Source organism: Streptomyces piniterrae, from assembly GCF_005048155.1.
In the GTDB taxonomy this organism is placed as follows: domain Bacteria; phylum Actinomycetota; class Actinomycetes; order Streptomycetales; family Streptomycetaceae; genus Streptomyces; species Streptomyces piniterrae.
On record NZ_SUMB01000014.1, the window covers coordinates 58,921 to 78,183 of the forward strand.

The 19,263-nt window shown below is 72.0% G+C and carries 14 protein-coding genes; 9 read left to right on the forward strand and 5 right to left on the reverse strand.

Annotated features, from left to right (window positions below):
- Window positions 1-443: 443 nt before the first annotated feature.
- Entirely contained in the window at window positions 444-659 is a 216-nt protein-coding gene (locus FCH28_RS32100) for an I78 family peptidase inhibitor (protein ID WP_136743724.1), read from the forward strand.
- Between the two features lie 103 nt (window positions 660-762).
- Here the strand turns inward: FCH28_RS32100 and FCH28_RS32105 are convergent, their stop codons facing one another.
- Window positions 763-1,800: a phosphatase PAP2 family protein gene (locus FCH28_RS32105; RefSeq protein ID WP_187363977.1), complete on the reverse strand. Its 1,038-nt coding sequence runs from the start codon at window positions 1,798-1,800 to the stop codon at window positions 763-765.
- 251 nt (window positions 1,801-2,051) lie between these two features.
- On the reverse strand, window positions 2,052-3,245 hold the full coding sequence (locus FCH28_RS32110) for a glycosyltransferase family protein (protein WP_136743725.1): 1,194 nt from the start codon (window positions 3,243-3,245) through the stop codon (window positions 2,052-2,054).
- Window positions 3,246-3,456: 211 nt separating this feature from the next.
- On the opposite strand from FCH28_RS32110, the gene FCH28_RS32115 reads away from it, so the two are divergent.
- Entirely contained in the window at window positions 3,457-5,100 is a 1,644-nt protein-coding gene (locus tag FCH28_RS32115) for an MFS transporter (protein ID WP_136743726.1), read from the forward strand.
- 137 nt (window positions 5,101-5,237) lie between these two features.
- Window positions 5,238-6,452, forward strand: coding sequence for an acyl-CoA dehydrogenase family protein (locus FCH28_RS32120; RefSeq protein ID WP_136743727.1), 1,215 nt, complete (start codon window positions 5,238-5,240; stop codon window positions 6,450-6,452).
- A gap of 111 nt (window positions 6,453-6,563) precedes the next feature.
- Here FCH28_RS32120 and FCH28_RS32125 read toward each other — a convergent pair whose 3' ends face one another.
- On the reverse strand, window positions 6,564-7,007 hold the full coding sequence (locus FCH28_RS32125; protein ID WP_136743728.1) for a cell division protein SepF: 444 nt from the start codon (window positions 7,005-7,007) through the stop codon (window positions 6,564-6,566).
- A 353-nt stretch (window positions 7,008-7,360) separates the two neighbouring features.
- Here FCH28_RS32125 and FCH28_RS32130 point away from each other — a divergent pair, with 353 nt between their 5' ends.
- The 4 genes from FCH28_RS32130 to FCH28_RS32145 all read left to right on the forward strand — a co-directional run bounded on the left by FCH28_RS32130 (window position 7,361) and on the right by FCH28_RS32145 (window position 12,035).
- The gene (locus FCH28_RS32130; RefSeq protein ID WP_136743729.1) at window positions 7,361-8,146 is read left to right on the forward strand and encodes a DUF1684 domain-containing protein; all 786 of its coding nucleotides are present in this window, start codon (window positions 7,361-7,363) and stop codon (window positions 8,144-8,146) included.
- A 287-nt stretch (window positions 8,147-8,433) separates the two neighbouring features.
- Complete coding sequence (locus FCH28_RS32135) at window positions 8,434-9,342, forward strand: S1 family peptidase (protein WP_136743730.1); 909 nt, start codon at window positions 8,434-8,436, stop codon at window positions 9,340-9,342.
- 197 nt (window positions 9,343-9,539) lie between these two features.
- A complete protein-coding gene (locus FCH28_RS32140) occupies window positions 9,540-10,463 on the forward strand; it encodes a slipin family protein (RefSeq protein WP_136743731.1) in 924 nt (307 codons plus the stop codon).
- A 504-nt stretch (window positions 10,464-10,967) separates the two neighbouring features.
- Window positions 10,968-12,035: a S1 family peptidase gene (locus tag FCH28_RS32145; protein ID WP_246103422.1), complete on the forward strand. Its 1,068-nt coding sequence runs from the start codon at window positions 10,968-10,970 to the stop codon at window positions 12,033-12,035.
- 128 nt (window positions 12,036-12,163) lie between these two features.
- On the opposite strand, the gene FCH28_RS32150 is transcribed toward FCH28_RS32145, so the two are convergent.
- Together FCH28_RS32150 and FCH28_RS32155 are read right to left on the reverse strand one after the other, a co-directional pair.
- A complete protein-coding gene (locus tag FCH28_RS32150; RefSeq protein ID WP_136743733.1) occupies window positions 12,164-12,604 on the reverse strand; it encodes a subtilase-type protease inhibitor in 441 nt (146 codons plus the stop codon).
- A gap of 367 nt (window positions 12,605-12,971) precedes the next feature.
- Window positions 12,972-14,057, reverse strand: coding sequence for an ABC transporter permease (locus tag FCH28_RS32155; RefSeq protein WP_136743734.1), 1,086 nt, complete (start codon window positions 14,055-14,057; stop codon window positions 12,972-12,974).
- A gap of 260 nt (window positions 14,058-14,317) precedes the next feature.
- Here FCH28_RS32155 and FCH28_RS32160 point away from each other — a divergent pair, with 260 nt between their 5' ends.
- A complete protein-coding gene (locus FCH28_RS32160; RefSeq protein ID WP_136743735.1) occupies window positions 14,318-18,106 on the forward strand; it encodes a DNA polymerase III subunit alpha in 3,789 nt (1,262 codons plus the stop codon).
- The gene (locus tag FCH28_RS32165; protein WP_136743736.1) at window positions 18,103-19,218 is read left to right on the forward strand and encodes a DNA polymerase Y family protein; all 1,116 of its coding nucleotides are present in this window, start codon (window positions 18,103-18,105) and stop codon (window positions 19,216-19,218) included. The genes FCH28_RS32160 and FCH28_RS32165 overlap by 4 nt, the downstream gene beginning before the upstream one ends.
- Window positions 19,219-19,263: the final 45 nt, after the last annotated feature.

Sequence of the window (19,263 nt, forward strand, 5' to 3'; positions counted from 1 at the left end):
CGGTGCTCCCCCCCCCCGCGGGGCCGTACGCACACCGCTTCCCGGCGCCTCGCGCGGGCCGGCGGCGGAGGCAATGTGCGGGAAATGTGTGTGACGTGTGTCGCGCTGGCCAATTACCGGCTGGCCGATAAAAGGCTTCGGGTATCCGGATTCCATGGCCGGTCGGGGATTAATTTCCGGAAACTGTCCGGCTTTGCCCGAGGTGCGGGTGCCCGTTTCCGTATTTGATCAAGGTGGAATTCCGGCCGCTTTGTTTTCCACCCGGTTGTCGCAACACACGGCACGTACGGGTGACGGAAGTTACCGCAAACGCAGCAGTCTTGGCTGTGACACAAGTGTGACCAATGAAGGACGGGGAAGTCACCGAGGTGTGCGCCGGAAGGGCCTTCCCCTGTCAACGAAGGGCCTTCCCTGTGTCGACGCGGGCACCTACCGTGGCTGTCATGCCTCCAGAACCTCTCCTCCCGAACGAACCCCAGGACGACCCCGAGTCCTATGTCGGGCTCGCCCAGCAGGACGCCGAGGACCGGGCCCGTGCACGTGGCTGGACCGCCGTCCGTTCGCTGGCGCCGGGCACCGTCATCACCATGGAATTCCTGAGCGGCCGGCTCAATTTCGAGGTCAAGGACGGGCAGGTGCACCGCGCCTGGAAAGGCTGACGGGCCCGAACGGACGAAGGCCCCGGCTGCTCCGGAGGGAGCGGCCGGGGCCTTCGGCGCGGGGAAGCGGGTGTGCGTACCGGCCCCGCGGGTCGTGGACGGGTCAGCCGGTGCCGTTGCGGCCGCGCCCGGACGTCGGGCTCAGCGGCGCGCTGCGCGGGGCGCGGTCCGCGTGCGGCGGCCGCCGGCTGCCCACCGGGGTGACCGGCGAACGCTCCGAGCGGGAGGTGTGCGGGCGTGGCGGGTGGTGCGGCCAGCCCTCCGGGGCGCGGGTGGCGCCGATCCGGCCGCCGGTGCCGGCGCCGATGGTCTCGCGGACCAGCACCTCGCCGTCCGGCGCGACACGCTGCCGGGAGACCCCGGGGGCCATCGCGCCGACCGGGAGCGGGCCGCGCAGCGAATCGGGGCGGGTGCGCAGCCACAGCCGCAGCAGGATGCCCATGAGGCGGTCCTCCACCCAGGTGATGCCGGGCTCCAGCCACGGCATCGTCAGCAGCACCAGCAGGCCGGCGGCCCAGCCGAGCAGCACGTCGCTGACCCAGTGCGTACCGAGGTAGACGGTGGTCATGCCGACGCCCAGCGCGCCCAGCGCGGCGATCACCGACAGCGTGCGCCGGCGCAGCGGGGTGGTCGCCAGGTAGGCCAGGACGCCCCAGGTGACCACGGCGTTCGCGGTGTGACCCGAGGGGAATATATCGCCGCCGAGCCCCATCTCATTGGCGCCGACCGTCGTCGCGTAGTGCGGGCCGAGCCGGCTCATGCCGAGCTTGGCGGCGCCCACGGTGATGTTCAGCAGCAGCAGCGAGGCGCCGAGCACCAGCAGCGGGTGGAGGTTGCGCTGCCGCCAGCAGCGCCAGCCCAGCCAGGCCGCCACGGCCACCGCGGTCGGTCCGCGCTGCCCCAGAACAACGAAGTAGTCGAGGAAGGCATGGATCTCCGGCCACTGCTTGTACGGCCTGAAGAACATGACTTGCCAGTCGAATGTGACCAGCCATGAAGTGGTCAGCACTCCAACCACGATCGCCGCGTACACCGCCAGCGTGCCGCCGAAGAGGTACAGGCGGGTCCGGGTCATCTGCGGTGGTCGGGCGCGATCGGTCGGGCGCTCCTCCATCTGGTCGAGCTTGTCATCGGTACGCACTCAATCGACGTTACCGCGTGTGATGTAGCAGCTTGGTCAAACTGCGCGCTTTGTAATGACGATGTGATGTGGAATGGGTCTCAAACGGGGCTCCGGCGCACGGATTTGGAAGGGAATTCCCAGTGATTCGGATTCCCGTCCCGGCATCCGCGTGTCGCCGCCGCAAGTGCTTTATCTGCTTTTCGTGGCCGGAGTTTATCCCCGATTCGCCCGGCGGTCGCACGGAGTTTCCCGGTCGGACGCGGATCCGCTCACGGCGGCCCCGACCCGTTGAGCCAGAACGCCCCGTACGCCGCCGAGCCGGTCGCGATCAGCGCGATGACCAGCCAGGCTCGTGTGCGGGGCCAGTGCGACAGGCCTGCCGCGAGGGGCAGGAGCAGTGGGTAGGCCGGGAGCATCAGCCGTGGCTTGGAGCCGAAGTAGCCCTTCGCGGTCAGTGCCAGCAGCAGCACCGTACCGCCGTAGACCAGCAGCGGCAGCGGCTGGCCCTGCCGTACGCCGCGCGCGTACAGCCAGATCACCAGCGCGACACCGACGAGCAGTCCGAGGCCGGCGGCGAACGCGGGTCCGGACAGCTGGTGCCAGATGAACGTGCCGAACGCGATGCCGCCGTCGAAGCCGTTGCCCCAGCTGCCCTGGACGTCCAGATAGCCGGTGGGGCTGCCCTGCCGGGCGCCCACCCACACGAAGTAGCCGAGCCAGCCGAGCGGTGCGAGCAGGACGCCCGGGAGCATGCCCCGGTGCCGGCCGCGGAGGATCGCCCGCAGGTTCGCGCCGCCGGCCCGTTCGTCGCGTACGGTCACCGCGGCGGTGACCCACACCGCCGCGACGACGGCCACGCCCACCGGCCGGGTCAGCCCGGCCAGCGAGGCCAGTACGCCCGCCCACACCCAGCGCCCGGTCAGTACGCAGTACACGCCCCAGGCCGCGAGCGCGGTGAACAGCGACTCCGAGTACGCCATCGACTGCACGATGCCGACCGGCAGCACCGCCCACAGCGCCACCAGCGCCATCCCCGCCCGCGGCCCGTGCAGCCGCTCGCCCGTCGCGTACAGCGCCCAGGCCGCGCCCAGCGACGCCAGCCAGGCCACCACCATCCCGGCGTCCGCCGCGGACAGCGGGGAGATCGCGGACAGGCCGCGCTCCAGCCATGGCAGCAGCGGGAAGAACGCCAGGTTGGAGTGCACATCGCCGTTGGGCAGCTGCACGCTGTAGCCGTAGCCCTGCTCGGCGACGCGGGTGTACCAGAGCGAGTCCCAGCGGGCGGTGAGCAGCGTGTGCCAGTTCTTGCCGTTGGCCGCCGACCAGACCGCGAGCACCGTGACGCCCAGCAGCCGGACCGCCGCGTACGCCGCGAGCGCGGGGGCGGCGCGGCGCAGTGCGGCCCGGAGGGTGGGGGCGCACGGCGTCCGGCCGGGGGCGGCGGTAGCGGCAAGATCGTTCACCCGGTCGATTATCCAGGTGGCCGAAGTGCGCCCGTCCACGGCGGGTGCGGGAACGCCGGGCCCTGCGATGAGCGTCTCATCGTGAGGTGAGCCACGCGGGACCTCGGGCGACTCGCGTAGTCTGACGTCTCAACTCGCCCGTGCCACCGGTTTCCCCGGGGCGTTTTCGCGCCCTGCTACGCGGCCGCGAGAGCATGACAGGAGGTACTGCATGTCCGGGACGACCACGTCCGGCAGTGGACGGACGACTGGTGTTCCCCGGCTTTCAGGCGGCGGCGTCAACCGCTGGACCGTGCTGATCGTGCTCTGTGTCAGTCTGCTGTTCGTCGCGCTGGACACCACGATCCTTTACGTGGCCGTGCCCTCCGTCACCGAGGACCTGCGGCCCGGTCCGGTGGAACTGCTCTGGATCGTCGACGTCTACCCGCTGATAGCGGCGTCGCTGCTGATCCTCTTCGGCACTCTCGGCGACCGCGTCGGCCGCCGTCGCATCCTCCTCCTCGGCTACGGCCTCTTCGGTCTGGCGTCGGCGGCCGCCGCGCTCGCGCCCAACCCGCAGATCCTGATGGTGGCGCGCGCCCTGCTCGGCATCGGCGGCGCGATGATCATGCCCGCGACGCTGTCGATCCTGCGCCAGGTCTTCCCCGACCGGCGGGAACGCGCGGTCGCCATCGGCGTCTGGAGCGCGGTGGCCGCGGTCGGCGCCGCGGTGGGTCCGGTCCTCGGCGGCTTCCTCGTGGAGAACTTCTGGTGGGGCTCGGTCTTCCTCATCAACATCCCGATGATGGCCGCGATGCTCCTGATAGGCCGCTGGCTGCTGCCGGAGTCGCGCGGTGAGCGCAACGGCCCGTGGGACGTGATCGGCGCGGTTGTCGCGGCGCTCGGTGTGCTGGGCATCGTCCTCGGCGTCAAGCGGATCGGCAGCGGGGCCGCGGTGGTCGGCCTCACCACGCTCGTGCCCATCGTCGTCGGTGTGCTGCTGCTGGTCCTCTTCGTACACCGGCAGCGCCGTCGCGCACACCCGCTGATCGATATGCGGCTGTTCGCCCGGCCCGCGTTCGGCACCTCCGTCGGCTGCATCGTGCTGGCGATGCTGGCCCTGGTGGGGCTCCAGCTGATCGCCGTCCAGTACCTCCAGCTCGTCCTCGGGCTGAGCCCGCTGGAGACCGGTGTGCGGATGCTGCCGCTGGTCTTCGCCGCGATGGCCGCCGGCCTCACCGGCTCGCGGATGCTGCAGGCCCTCGGCCCGCGCGCGATGGTCTCCCTCGGCTTCACGTTGACCGCCGTCGCGGTGCTGTGCCTGCTGATGATGAGCAAGGAGGACCGCGTCTGGCTGCTGGCCCTGGGCTTCGTCCTGCTCGGCTTCGGCTTCCAGTCCACGCTGTTCGGCGCCTACGAGTCCATGCTCAGTGAGGCGCCCGCCGAACAGGCCGGCGGCGCCGCCGCCCTCGGCGAGACCTCCTACCAGCTCGGTGCGGGCATCGGCGTCGCCCTGCTCGGCAGTGTCATGAACGCCGCCTACGCGCCGGGCCTCGCACATGTGCAGGGCGTGCCCGGCCGCGCCTCCGCCGCGGCGTCGCATTCGCTCGGCGAGGCGTACAAGGTGGCCGCCGACCTCGGTGACTCCGCGAAGAGCGCGCTCCGCGTGGCCGCCCGGGACTCCTTCATCCACGGGCTGCATGTCACCCTGATCGCCAGCGCCGTGCTGCTGCTGATCGGCGCGGGCATCGCGCTGCGCCTGCCGCGCCGGGCCGCGGAATCCACCGAGCGGGCCGAGGGCGGGACGGCCGTTGCGGAGAGCACCCTGGCCGCCGCCCGTGACGTGGAACCGGCCCCGGCGAGCTCCGGCCGCTGACGCCTGCCGGTCGAGCCTTACGGCCGGGTGCTACCGGCGGTGACCCTTGCCGGGCGGTCGGGCGGACCGTACCGTCGGACGCGCATAACTACCACCGCTAGTTTTCGCGCGAGCGCCGCACCCGCCGGAGGCCACCCATGCCAGCACAGCCGTCCGCAGCTTCCGCAGCTTCCTCGACGGTTCCGCCGTTCGACCCCCGCGATCCGCTGGGCATCGACGACCTGCTCACCGACGAGGACCGCGCGGTCCGCGGCACCGTCCGCCAGTGGGCCGCCGACCGCGTCCTGCCGGACATCGCCGACTGGTACGAGCGCGGCGAACTCCCCGGTATCCGCGAGCTGGCCCGCGAGCTCGGCGCCCTCGGCGCGCTCGGGATGTCCCTGACCGGCTACGGCTGCGCGGGCGCCTCCGCCGTCCAGTACGGCCTGGCCTGTCTGGAGCTGGAGGCCGCCGACTCCGGCATCCGCTCGCTGGTCTCCGTCCAGGGTTCGCTCGCCATGTACGCGATTCACCGTTTCGGGTCCGAGGAACAGAAGCAGCGGTGGCTGCCGGGCATGGCGGCCGGCGAGATCATCGGCTGCTTCGGCCTCACCGAGCCCGACCACGGCTCCGACCCCGCCGGCATGCGGACCTACGCCAAGAAGGACGGCACGGACTGGGTGCTGAACGGGCGCAAGATGTGGATCACCAACGGGTCGGTGGCCGGCGTCGCCGTCGTCTGGGCCCGTACGGACGAGGGCATCAGGGGCTTTGCCGTGCCCACCGACACCCCGGGGTTCGCCGCCCCCGAGATCAAGCACAAGTGGTCCCTGCGCGCCTCGGTGACCAGCGAACTCGTGATGGACGACGTGCGGCTGCCGGCCGACGCGGTCCTTCCCGGCGTCACGGGTCTGCGCGGCCCGCTCAGCTGTCTCAGCCACGCCCGCTACGGCATCGTCTGGGGCTCGATGGGCGCGGCCCGCGCCAGCTTCGAGTCGGCGCTGGAGTACGCGAAGACGCGCGAGCAGTTCGACCGTCCCATCGGGGGCTTCCAGCTCACCCAGGCCAAGCTCGCCGACATGGCCGTCGAGCTGCACAAGGGGATTCTGCTGGCCCATCACCTGGGGCGGCGGATGGACGCGGGGCGGCTGCGCCCCGAGCAGATCAGCTTCGGCAAGCTGAACAACGTGCGCGAGGCGATCGAGATCTGCCGCACCGCCCGGACGATCCTGGGCGCCAACGGGATCTCACTGGAGTACCCCGTCATGCGGCATGCGACCAACCTCGAATCGGTGCTGACGTACGAGGGCACCGTCGAAATGCATCAGCTGGTGCTGGGCAAGGCGCTCACCGGTCTCGACGCCTTCCGGTGAGCCGGAGGGCGCGGGGGAGGTGCGGACGGGCGTGCGGTGAGCGCCCCGATCAGCGACATGCTGCATTACCCCGGGGGGCGACCCCCGGACCCCCAGCCGAAACGATGACGCTCAGCTCTGGTTGAAGAATCCGCCGGGCCGGCGGCCCTCGCCGCTGACCACCTTGTAGTCGGCGGGGGTGAGCAGGAAGACCCTGGTGGCGACCCGCTCGATCGAACCGCGCAGGCCGAAGGTCAGGCCGGCCGCGAAGTCCACCACGCGCTTGGCGTCGGCGGGCTCCATGGACGTCAGATTGACGATCACCGGGACGCCGTCCCGGAAGAGCTCGCCGATGCCGCGGGCGTCGCGGAACCCGTCCGGGGTGACCGTGGCGATGCGGGTGCCCTGGTCCTGGGCGGCCTCGTCGGCCACCCGGATCCGGGGGTCGGTCACCCAGGAGTCGTCGCCCGGGTTTCTGGCCTCGGGGCCCTCGGCGTAGTCGTCGTCGTAGTAGCGCTCGTCATCGTTGTCGTCGACGAGGCCAAGCCAGGCACTCGCCTTGCGCACCGATCCCATTGACGCCTCCTCTCACCCGTGTGTCTGTGTTCCGCCTCTCTATGGTCGTCCATGATGCGGAGGGTGTGCCAAGTGGATAGCCGCCGCACGGGGGGTTCGTGACACATCTGGTGCAAAGAGGTTGGCGTGTCATCAGATCCCGTGTCCTGGACGGGAACTGACAGTGCGACGGATGTCACGGTCGGTACGCATCCGGCAGGTCGACAGCTGGTCGGGCGGAGCCAAGATCGTACCGTGAGGTCGGTTCGGGCATGAGACCAGGGCATATGTCCAGGGTTGGGATTGACGCCTGACTGATAGGCCGATGATCGGGCGATCGCCGCTCCCGCCCAGGTGTGGAAGGGTTGACCGCCATGAGCGACTCGCGACTCCAGGAGTGGCAGGACTGGCACGAGCGGCGCCTTGCGACCGTCTCCGCGCCGTACGGCCCGCTCGCCCTGACCGGCACGTACTGGCTGTCCGACCACCCGGACGGCCATGTCGAGGGCCTGCCGGGCGTCTGGACGCCGGAGGGTGACGGGGTCGTCCTGCGGGCCGCCGCCGAGGACCGGCTGACCGTCGACGGCAGGCCGCTGACCGGCGAGGTCCGGCTCGGCCAGGACACCGCGCCGGACGCCACCCGGGTCGCGCGGGGCGGGCGCCATCTGCTGGTGCTGTGCCGCGAGGGCCAGTGGGCGGTTCGCGACTTCGACCCGGATTCCGCCGCCCGCCGTACGTTCGCCGGCATCGACGTCTACGACCACGACGAACGCTGGGTGCGACCCGGCCTGTTCCGCCCGTACGCGCAGGGGCGCACCGTCCGGGTCCGCAACGCCGACGGAGAGCGGCGCGGCCTCGGTCTGGCCGGCGAGCTCGTCTTCACCCTCGACGGCGACGAACACACCCTCCAGGTCGCGGTCGAGGGTGACGGTTCCCTGTGGGCCGTACTCGCCGACGCCACCAGCGGCACCGACACCTACCGCTTCCGGTTCCTGCGGCCGCCCGCGCCCGCGGAGGACGGCACCGTCACCGTCGACTTCAACCGGGTCCTGCTGCCGCCGTGCGCCTTCGCGGACCACTTCATCTGCCCGTTCCCGCCGCCCGGCAACACCCTGCCGATCGAGCTGCGGGCCGGTGAGCGGAACCGCCGCACCGACTGACCCGTCCCACCCCCGACCGAGGGGGTCGACACGCCGCCCCGGCAGCCCCGAAACAGGCTGCCGGGGCGGCGTGTTGCGCGTATCGATCATGTGGGACGGCAGCGGTTTGTGTCGGGCGGAAGACATTTGTGTGGCCCTCTTGCGCTGCGGGGCCGGCGCGCCCGACACTCCGGATCAAGCGCTTGTCAGGGACACGCGGAAGCGGAACGTGCGGATTCCCGCGTGCCCTTCGGCTGCGCCTCACGGGCCGCCCACAGGTGGCCCCCCGATCCCCCTCGGAGGAATCAGTGAGGAACGAGCGCACCACCCCCCGCAGCGGCGTAGCGAGACGCACCCGGCTGATCGCCGTGGCGTCCGGGCTGGTGGCCGTCGGAGCCATCGCCATCCCCCACGCCAATGCCCAGAACCCCGCACCCGCCCGGACGTTCAGTGCCACCCAGCTCGCCGCCGCCGGTGACGCGGTGCGCACCGCCGATGTCGCGGGCACCGCATGGCACGTGGACCAGGCCACCCACACCCTTGTCGTCACCGCCGACAGCACCGTCTCCCAGGCCGGGATAGCCAGGATCGAACGGGCCGCGGGCGGCAACGCCGGCGCGCTGCGCATCGAGCGCGTCGCGGGCACGTTCCGCAAGTTCATCTCCGGCGGCGACGCCATCTACGCGCCGAGCTGGCGCTGCTCGCTCGGTTTCAACGTCCGCAGCGGCAGCACCTATTACTTCCTGACGGCCGGGCACTGCACCGAGGGCAACCCGGGCTGGTACACCAACTCCTCGCGCTCCACGAGCATCGGCCCGACCGCCGGCTCCAGCTTCCCCGGCAACGACTACGGCATCGTGAAGTACACCAACACGTCCCTGTCGCACCCCGGAACCGTCGGCGGCCAGGACATCACCAGCGCGGGCACCCCGAGCGTCGGCCAGTCGGTCACCCGCCGGGGCTCCACCACCGGCACCCACAGCGGCCAGGTCACCGCGCTGAACTCCACCGTCAACTACGGCGGCGGCGACATCGTCTCCGGACTCATCAAGACCACCGTCTGCGCCGAGCCCGGCGACAGCGGCGGCCCGCTCTACTCCGGGACCAAGGCCCTCGGCCTCACCTCCGGCGGCAGCGGCGACTGCACCTCCGGCGGTACGACGTTCTTCCAGCCCGTCACGGAGGCGCTCAGCGCGTACGGCGTGAGCGTGTACTGACGGCCTGCGCACCCGACCGTCCGACCGGCGCCGGACCGGTCGGCCGCAAGGGCCCCCGTCAGCCGGCGGACGGGGGCCCGGCGGGCCCTACCGCGTACCTCGACCGCCCTTCGAACCGGGCATACCATGGCAAGTGAGAGCGACTCGGGCGGCAGACGCGGTAGACAGCGGCGGACGGCAGACGTCAGGGGGCCGTGATGGTCGAAGAACTGGTGACGGCCGGAGTGGCGCTGGCATGCACCGGCGCCGTGTATCTCATGGCGGCGGCGCGGGTGGTCAAGCAGTACGAACGCGGTGTGGTGTTCCGGCTCGGCCGGCTGGCCTCCGCGGTACGCGGTCCGGGCTTCACCATGATCGTTCCGGGCATCGACCGGATGCGCAAGGTCAACATGCAGATCGTCACGATGCCGGTGCCCGCCCAGGAAGGCATCACCCGCGACAACGTCACGGTCCGGGTCGACGCCGTCGTCTATTTCAAGGTGGTGGACGCCGCCGACGCGGTCATCCGGGTCGAGGACTACCGCTTCGCGGTGTCGCAGATGGCACAGACCTCACTGCGGTCGATCATCGGCAAGAGTGAGCTGGACGATCTGCTGTCCAACCGGGAGAAGCTCAATCAGGGGCTGGAGCTGATGATGGACAGCCCGGCCATCGGCTGGGGTGTGAGCGTCGACCGGGTGGAGATCAAGGACGTCTCGCTGCCGGAGACGATGAAGCGGTCGATGGCCCGCCAGGCGGAGGCCACCCGTGACCGGCGGGCCCGCGTGATCAACGCCGACGCCGAGCTGCAGGCGTCGAGGAAGCTGGCCGAGGCGGCCCAGGCGATGTCCGATCAGCCCGCGGCGCTGCAACTGCGGCTGCTGCAGACCGTGGTGGCGGTCGCCGCCGAGAAGAACTCCACGCTCGTCCTGCCGTTCCCGGTGGAGCTGCTGCGGTTCCTGGAGCGCTCCGGCCTGCAGGCCCAGGCGCAGACGGCGAAGGCCGAGGCGGAGCGGGAGCGGGAGCGGGCGTCCGGCCCGGTGGTCGCCGAGCCGTCGCCGCCGCGCGCGGTCGCCGTCGCCGATGAGATCGAGCTGCCGCCGACGCTGGAGGACCTGCCCGAGGCGGAGAACCTGGTGTAGGTGTAGGTGTAGGTGTAGGGGCCGGGGGAGCCAGGCCCTGGGGGGCCGGGGTCGAGGCGGCGCCGGACCCGGACCCGGACGAGACCTGATCGCCGTATATGCCCGGTAAAGCCGGTCGTATACGGCGATTCCGTTTGCTCGTGCATTCCCTCCGGGCCCGCCCCAGGGGTGCTTTCCGGACAGATGCGAGCCCCCGTAGCCCTCACCCGGTGCCTCCCGCCCGCTGTCCCGCGTGGCCGTCGGTGTCCGCACGGGGAAACGACGTGCGCGGATACCGGTGTGACCGGCGTGTGAGGGAACGGTGAACTCCCGCACTCGAGACCGGAACTCGGTCTTGTGGACGAGTGAGAGGGGTGGGAATACTCTCCTCCGCACGTTGGCATGGACGCGACTCCCCGAGGTGCGGCTACGAGGGGCGGACCCGTTCGTGTCCTCATTCCTCACACTCTCCGGGCCCGTGTTCTCCCCACAGAGCGGGCCCATCCCCCCACGGGAGGCTCTGAGTTGAAGCACCGACGCATACCCAAGCGACGCGCTGTTCTGGCCGGCGCGGGAGCGCTGGCCCTCGCCGCCACCGCCACCGTCACCCTGGCCAACGCCAACGCGGCCCCCGCCCCCACCCCGCTCGCCAAGCTGTCCTCCGCCGCCGCGAGCACCCTGGCGTCCCAGCTCAAGACCGGCACGGCCGGCGCCTTCTATGACGCCAAGGCCAAGAAACTCGTGGTCAACGTCGTGAACGAGGCCGCGGCCGAGACCGTCCGGGCGAAGGGAGCCGAGGCGCGACTCGTCAAGCACACGCTCGCCCAGCTCGACGCGGCCCGGCAGACGCTCAAGTCGAAGGCGACCATCCCCGGCACCTCCTGGGGCATGGACCCGACCAGCAACAAGGTCGTGGTCACCGCCGACCGTACGGTCAAGGGCGCCAAGCTGGACCGGCTCGCCGAGGTCACCAAGAGCCTCGGTGACCGGGTCGAACTCCGGCACAGCAAGGGGGAGTTCAAGCCCTTCATCGGCGGCGGCGACGCGATCTGGGGGAGCGGCGCCCGCTGCTCCCTCGGCTTCAACGTCGTCAAGGACGGCCAGCCGTACTTCCTGACGGCCGGGCACTGCGGCAACGCCGTACAGAGCTGGTCCGACCAGCAGGGCGGCTCGGAGATCGCGACCACCGAGGACTCGAAGTTCCCGGGTGACGACTACTCCATCGCCAAGTACACGGGGGACACCGCGCACCCGAGCGAGGTGGACCTCTACAACGGCAGCACCCAGAAGATCACCCAGGCCGCGGAGGCGACCGTCGGCGAGAAGGTGCAGCGCAGCGGCAGCACCACCCAGGTCCACGACGGCGAGGTCACCGGCCTCAACGAGACCGTCAACTACCAGGAGGGCTCGGTCGAGGGCCTGATCAAGACCACCGTCTGCGCCGAGCCCGGTGACAGCGGCGGTGCGCTCTTCGACGGCGAGTCCGCGCTGGGTCTCACCTCCGGCGGTAGCGGAGACTGCTCCGGCGGAGGTGAGACCTTCTTCCAGCCGGTCCCGGAGGCCCTTGAGGCCTACGGCGCACAGATCGGCTGACCCGCACAGCGCGGTCGACCCGTGGAGCACGTGGCACGGTCGACCCGTGGAACGCGGTGAACGGTGCCGGCCCCTGGACGTATCGATGGGCGTATCGATGTCCGGGGGCCGGTGCCGTTCCGGACCGGTCAGAATTCGAAGACCAGGCCCTTGCCGTCGTTCATCGCACAGGAGTTGGCGAACGTGTAGGTGTAGGAGACCCTGCGGCCCTCCCAGACACCGTCCGCGGTGACCACGATCGGGTTCCACTCCTTGGTACACACCCGGTTCGACACCACTCCGGTCACCTTGCCGAAGTCGCCGGAGGCCGCACGCAGTTGGGCGCAGGCGGCCCGCGGCGCCGGGTGGCTCCCGGTCGCGGTGGGCCGGCAGCTGAGGGTCGCCGCCCGCTCGATCGTGGAGGTCGCGCGGCTGTCGCCGTGGCCGACGGTCAGTACCAGCTCCGACTGGGCGTAGAGGCCGCCGCTTCGCGAGGGCTGCGCCGGGGCGGCGGTGGCCTGTGCCGTGGTGGCCAGGGTGCCGAGAACCAGTGCCGCGCCGAGCGCGATCCCCCCGGTGATGTACCGCATTGACGAACTCCTTTGTTCGAAGGTTCAGATGCCGGACGGGAGTCTGGCCCAACCGAACTTCAAACGCATCCCATGCGATCACTTTGAGTCGATAGATGAAAGCTGTGGGTAATGGCGCGAACAATGCGGCGATTTTGTGGGGGTGTGGTGTGCCTGTCGTGTGCGGCCAGCGGGGACAGGGCGCCTGCGGCCGCCCGGGAGGGGTGCCCGTCCGGTCCGGAGGGAATGAATCCGGCCGCCGACCGGTCGTTCGGGTGGGAGTCGATCTCCGGCGATTGGCCGAAGAAAGGGCAGGACGACACCTCCGTATCGATTCACGGATGTTTCGGAACGAAGTCGGGGGTGTTGCGGGGTGCCCCGGCGCGCCTCAAGCCGGCAGCCGCTGTCCCTCCCCGCCCGCGCTCCCGTCCCGCTCCCTCTCCCCGCCCCGGTTGTTGATCTTGCGGAGCATCGCGAGGCCGACCGTGACCACGGCGCCGGCCGCCGCCCAGGCGGAGAGCACCAGGAGCGGACCGGTCACCGCGTTGCCGCGGAAGTACGCGACGGAGCGCGCCGTCCAGGTGCCCGCGCCCGTCGGCAGCGCGGGGCCGAGCGCCCGCCAGAACGGTGGCAGCAACGGATACGGGTAGGCGCCGCCCGCGCTCGGATTGCCCAGCACCACGATCACCAGGATCGCCAGGCCGATGCCGACGATGCCCAGCAGCCCCTGGAAGGCCAGGGTCATGGCGCCCACGGCGAAGACGACCAGGGCGCCCAGCCCCCACAGCCCGCAGAGGCTGCCGGGCAGCGCGCCCAGGACCGGGCCCACGACCACCGCGCCCGCCAGGCCCGCGAGGATCGCGTAGAGCGCGAGCGCCGACAGCCGGATGACCGCCCGCGCTCCGTTGGCGGGGCGTGCGCCGTGGCTGATCGCGAAGATCGCGGCGCACAGGTACCCGCCCACGCACCAGCCCACGACGAGGTAGAAGGACGACAGGCTGCGGCTGTCACCGCGGTCCGCCGGCGTCACATCCACCGTGCGTACGGTCCGCTTCCGGGCCTTCTCCGCGGCCGTGACGACCGCTTCGACCGCCTGTGACAGCGAGGCCCCGCCGCCGCTCGCGACGAGCAGCCGGTCGGTGCTGCCGCGCGGATCGACGATCAGCGCGCCGTCGACCGTCCGGTCGTCGATCTGTCGCCGCGCCTCGCGTTCGGACGGCGCCGCGCGCGGGTCCAGCGGCGAGCCGGGCAGCCGGTCCAGCTCCGTCACCAGCTGTCCGGCGGCCTGGGCCGGCGCCACCACGGCGAGGGGCACGTCGGTCGGCCTGGGGTGGTGGAAGGCGCCGGTGTACGACGTGATGAACGCGATCATCAGGCCCAGTACGCCGGTCACCAGCAGCGCGGCCCGGGGCGTCACCGCGCTCTTCACCTCCCCGAGGAAGGTGGTGCGGGTGCTGTCTTCCAGCGTGGGCATGCGCCGCTCCTCGCCACATTCGTGCCGGCTCGGCCAGGACCGTCCCTGGCTCCTGCCGGTGTCCCAAATCTTCCGGTCGGCGGCGGGATCGCGCAGATCGGGCGGGCTGATCGATGGACGCCGCGGCCTGATCGGTGGAGGCGGGCGACTGGCGTCGCGAGCTGCGCGCGTTCGTACGAATGTTCGATGGAGGGGTATGGTGGAGAGAGAAACGAGGGACTCAGGATCAGCTGGGGGCGGATGAGGTGCAGGAGGTGCGGATGCCAGGGTTCACGCATCTGCACACCGCTTCGGGGTTCTCCCTGCGCTACGGCGCCTCCCACCCGGAACGGCTCGCCGAGCGCGCCGCCGAACGGGGCATGGACGCCCTCGCGCTGACCGACCGGGACGGCCTCTCCGGCGCCGTCCGGTTCGCCAAGGCCGCCGCCGAGGCCGGTATCCGTCCGCTGTTCGGAGCCGAACTGGCCGTCGAGGGGCGCGAGTTGGGCCCCGTGGAAGGCGCCGCCACCGTGCGGCGGCGTACCCCGGTGCGCGGCGGCGCCTTCCTCGACGAGTCCGCCGCCCGTGTCGTCTTCCTGGCCCGCGACGGAGCGGCCGGCTGGGCCGCCCTGTGCCGGCTGGTTTCGGCCGCCCACGCCGACCACTCCGGGTATGCCGCCCACGCCGACCGCCCCGGGCCTGCCGCCCGTGCCGACGGTTCCGGCCGGCCCGTCCTCCCATGGACCGCTCTGGAGTCGGCCACGGACGGGCTGAACGTACTGCTCGGACCGGACTCCGAGGTCGGCCGGGCGCTGGCCGTCGGCCGACCGGACCGCGCCGCCCGGCTCCTCGTCCCCTGGCGCGAGCTGTACGGCGACGCGCTGCGCCTGGAGGTCGTCGACCACGGGCGGACCGGCAGCGGCCCCGGCTCCCAGCGGCTGGCCGCCCGCACCCTCGGCTTCGCCGTCGACCAGGGCGTCCGCGCCGTACTGACCAACGCGGTCCGCTACGCCGACCCCGGCCAGGGCCCGGTCGCCGACATCCTGGACTCCGCCCGCCGCCTGGTACCGGTGGACCGGCACCACCCCGAGACCTGGGACGGCGGCGAATGCTGGCTCAAGGACACCGCCGAGATGAGCCGCCTCGCCGGGCGGATCGCCGAGGCGGCCGGATTCCGGCGCGGCCTCGCCCACCGGCTGCTCGCCATGACCGAGGAGACCGCCGGCGGATGCCTGGTCGACCCGGAGGACGACATCGGACTCGGCCGCGTCCACTTCCCCGAACCCCGGCTGGTCGGCGCCGGGCACCGCACCGCCGCCCGCGTACTGCGCTCGCGCTGCGCCGCCGGGATGGTGCTGCGCGGCTACGACCGCGACCGCGAGCGCTGGGCACGGCTGCACGACGAGCTCCGTACGATCGAACGGCTCGGCTACCCCTCGTACTTCCTGACGGTGGCTCAAGTCGTGGACGACATCCGGGAGATGGGGATCCGTGTCGCGGCCCGCGGGTCCGGTGCCGGATCCCTGGTCAACCACCTCCTGGGCATCGCCCACGCCGACCCCGTCGAACACGGGCTGCTGATGGAGCGCTTCCTGTCCGAGCGGCGGGCCGCGCTCCCGGACATCGACATCGACGTCGAGTCCGCCCGCCGGCTGGAGGTCTACCGGGCGATCTTCGACCGCTTCGGCGCGGAGCGGGTCGCGACCGTCTCGATGCCCGAGACCTACCGGGTGCGGCACGCCGTACGGGACGTCGGCGCCGCCCTCGGCATGGACCCGGCGCAGGTGGACCGCCTCGCCAAGTCCTTCCCGCATATCCGGGCCCGCGACGCGCGCGCCGCGCTCGCCGAACTCCCGGAACTGCGCGGCGTCCGCGAAGCCGGCGGCGAGCGGCTGTGGCAGCTGGTCGAGGCGCTGGACGCGCTGCCCCGAGGTATCGCCATGCACCCGTGCGGGGTGCTGCTCTCGGACGCCACGCTGCTGGACCGTACGCCCGTCGTGCCGACCAGCGGCGAGGGCTTCCCGATGTCCCAGTTCGACAAGGACGACGTGGAGGACCTGGGGCTGCTCAAGCTCGATGTGCTGGGCGTACGGATGCAGTCCGCGATGGCGCACGCGGTCGCCGAGATCGGCCGGGCCACCGGGCGGCGCCTCGACCTGGACGACCCGGAGCAGGTGCCGCCCGGCGACCGGGCCACCTATGACCTGATCCGCTCCACCGAGACGCTCGGCTGCTTCCAGATCGAGTCGCCGGGCCAGCGCGACCTGGTCGGACGGCTCCAGCCCGCCACCTTCCACGATCTGGTCGTCGACATCTCCCTCTTCCGGCCGGGCCCGGTCGCCGCCGACATGGTGCGGCCCTTCATCGAGGCCAGACACGGCCGGAAGGCCGTCCGCTATCCGCACCCCGACCTGGCGGAACCGCTGCGCGAGACGTACGGGGTCGTGGTGTTCCACGAGCAGATCATCGAGACGCTGCGGATCATGACGGGCTGCCGGCGGGACGAGGCGGACGAGAAGCGGCGCGCGCTGTCGGACCCGGAGCTCCAGGGACGGGTGCGCGCCTGGTTCGCCGAGAGCGCCGAGCGCCGCGGATACTCGCCCGAAGTGATCGCGCACACCTGGGAGATCGTCGAGGCATTCGGCGCATACGGCTTCTGCAAGGCGCACGCGGTGGCCTTCGCGGTGCCCACCTACCAGTCCGCCTGGCTCAAGGCGCACTACCCGGCGGCCTTCTACGCCGGGCTGCTCACCCATGACCCCGGCATGTATCCGAAGCGGCTGCTGCTCGCGGATGCGCGACGGCGCGGGGTGCCGGTGCTGCCGTTGGATGTGAACCGGTCGGCGGTGGCACATCGAATCGAACTGGTGTCCGGTGGTGTGGCTGGTCGGGATGGTGCGGCTGGTCCGGGCGCCGGCCCCTCCGGTGACGGGGCGTCCGGTGGCGGGGCGTCCGGTGGCGGGGCGTCCGGTGGCGGGGCGTCCGGTGTCTGGGGGCTGCGGCTCGCGTTCTCCGACGTGCACGGGATGAGCGAGGCCGAGGCCCGGCGGATCGAGGCCGGGCAGCCCTACCGCTCCCTCCAGGACCTGTGGCAGCGGGCCCACCCGAGCCGCCCGGTCGCCGAACGCCTCGCCAGGGTGGGCGCGTTGGACGCCTTCGGCGCGAACCGCCGGGACCTGCTGCTGCACATCGCCGAGCTGCACCACCACCGACGGCACGCGCCCGGCGGCCAGCTGACGCTCCAACAGGATGCGGTGACCGTGGCCGATGTGGTCGAGCCGGTGGGCCTGCCCGACCTCAGCGACGTCGAACGGCTCAGCGCCGAGCTGGGTGTTCTCGGTATGGACGCCTCCCGCCATCTGATGGCCGACCACCAGGAGTTCCTCGCGGAGCTGGGCGCGCTGCCGGCCCGGCGGCTGCGGGACGTCGGGAACGGTGAGACGGTGCTGGTCGCCGGGGCCAAGGCGGCCACCCAGACACCGCCGGTCCGCTCCGGCCGCCGCGTCATCTTCACCACCCTCGACGACAGTACGGGGCTGGTCGACTGCGCCTTCTTCGACGACAGTCACGAGGACTGCGCGCACACCGTCTTCCACTCCTGGCTGCTGCTGGTGCGCGGCACGGTCCAGCGGCGCGGGCCGCGCAGTCTCAGCGTGGTCGGCGCGGCCGCCTGGAACCTCGCCGAGCTGGCCGAACTGCGCCGCGAGGGCGGCCTGGAAGCGGTCACCGCACGCCTCGCGGCAGGACCGGACCGGACGTCCGGCCGGCCGGACGGGGAGACCGGGGCACCGGACGGATCCGGTCACGGCCCGGCCGACCGCGCCGGTGGGGCGGACGGTTCCGACGAGGGCTCCGGCGGCCGCTCGGATGACCACTCCGACGACGGCTCCGACGACCGCTCCGGCGACGGCTCCGGCGAGGCGGAGAAGGTGGGTGCCGCCGCTCCGGGGCGCACCATCCACCTGGAGACCGGCTACGAGCTGCACCCGTGGGCCGACCTCCAGCCTCCGGGCGAACGCGCCGCCACCGGCCGCAAGTTGTGGCACTCCAGCCCCGGGAGCGCGGGATGAGCCCCGCGCCGAAGCCGCCCGCCACGCCACCGGAACCTTCCGGCACGCGGCCCCCCGGCATGCTCTACGTACGGTTCCAGACCGCCGACGACACCCCCCTGAGCGCCGAGGGGTACGAGCAACTCCTGCGGCTGCTGGCGCAGTTCACGCCGATGGTCGAGGCGCTGCCGCCCGACGCCGCGCTGGCCGATGTCCGCGGGGCGCTGCGCTACTTCGACCGGGACGCGACGGGCATCGCCGAGCTCGTACGGCTGCGCGCGCTGGCCTGGCACGGCGTACGCTGCACGATCGGGATCGGCACCAACCCGCTGCTCGCACGGATGGCCGCCCAGGAGATCCCGTCCGGGGAGATACGGGCCGTCCCCGGGGACACCGGATCCGTCGCCGCGTTCCTCGCCCGCCGGCCGGCCTCGGCGCTGTACGGCGTCGGGCCCGCGACCGCGCGCACCCTGTGCTCGTACGGGCTCGACAGCATCGACCGGATCGCCGCCGCCCCGCCCGCGACCCTGCAACGGATCCTCGGCGCGAAGACGGGCCGCGCGGTCTACGAGCGTGCGCACGGCATCGACCCCACGCCGGTCTCGCCGAATGCGTCCGCCCGCTCGATGGGCGCCGAACACCGCTTCGCCCACGACGAACTGGATCCGGCCAGGCGCCGCCGGGCGCTGCTCTCGCTCGCCGACGACCTGGGGGCCCGGATGCGCGCGAGCGGCCAGGTGGCCCGCGCGCTCACCCTCACCGTCCGCTACGCCGACCGCTCCACGACGACCCGCACCCGGCGGCTGGCCGAACCGACCGCGCACGGTCCCGCACTGACCGAAACGGCCTACGCGCTGCACGCCGCGCTCGGGCTGCAACGGGCACGTGTACGGTCCGTCGCACTGCGCGCCGAGGACCTCGGCCGCGCCGAACTCGCCTCCCGCCAGCTGACCTTCGACCCGGTCGACGACAAGGCACTGCGCATCGAGGCCGCCGTCGACCGCGCCAGGGCGCGCTTCGGGACCACAGCCGCACAGCCGGCGTCGAAACTCGAAGCGGCCGGCCGCCGGCCCCCATGGCCGACCCCGAAGCCCGGCCCCAAGACGGTCCCGGGGCTCAGGCGCAGAGGGTAGAGCGCGGCCGCTGCCTATGGCCGGGACCCTTCACCCCTCCATGAC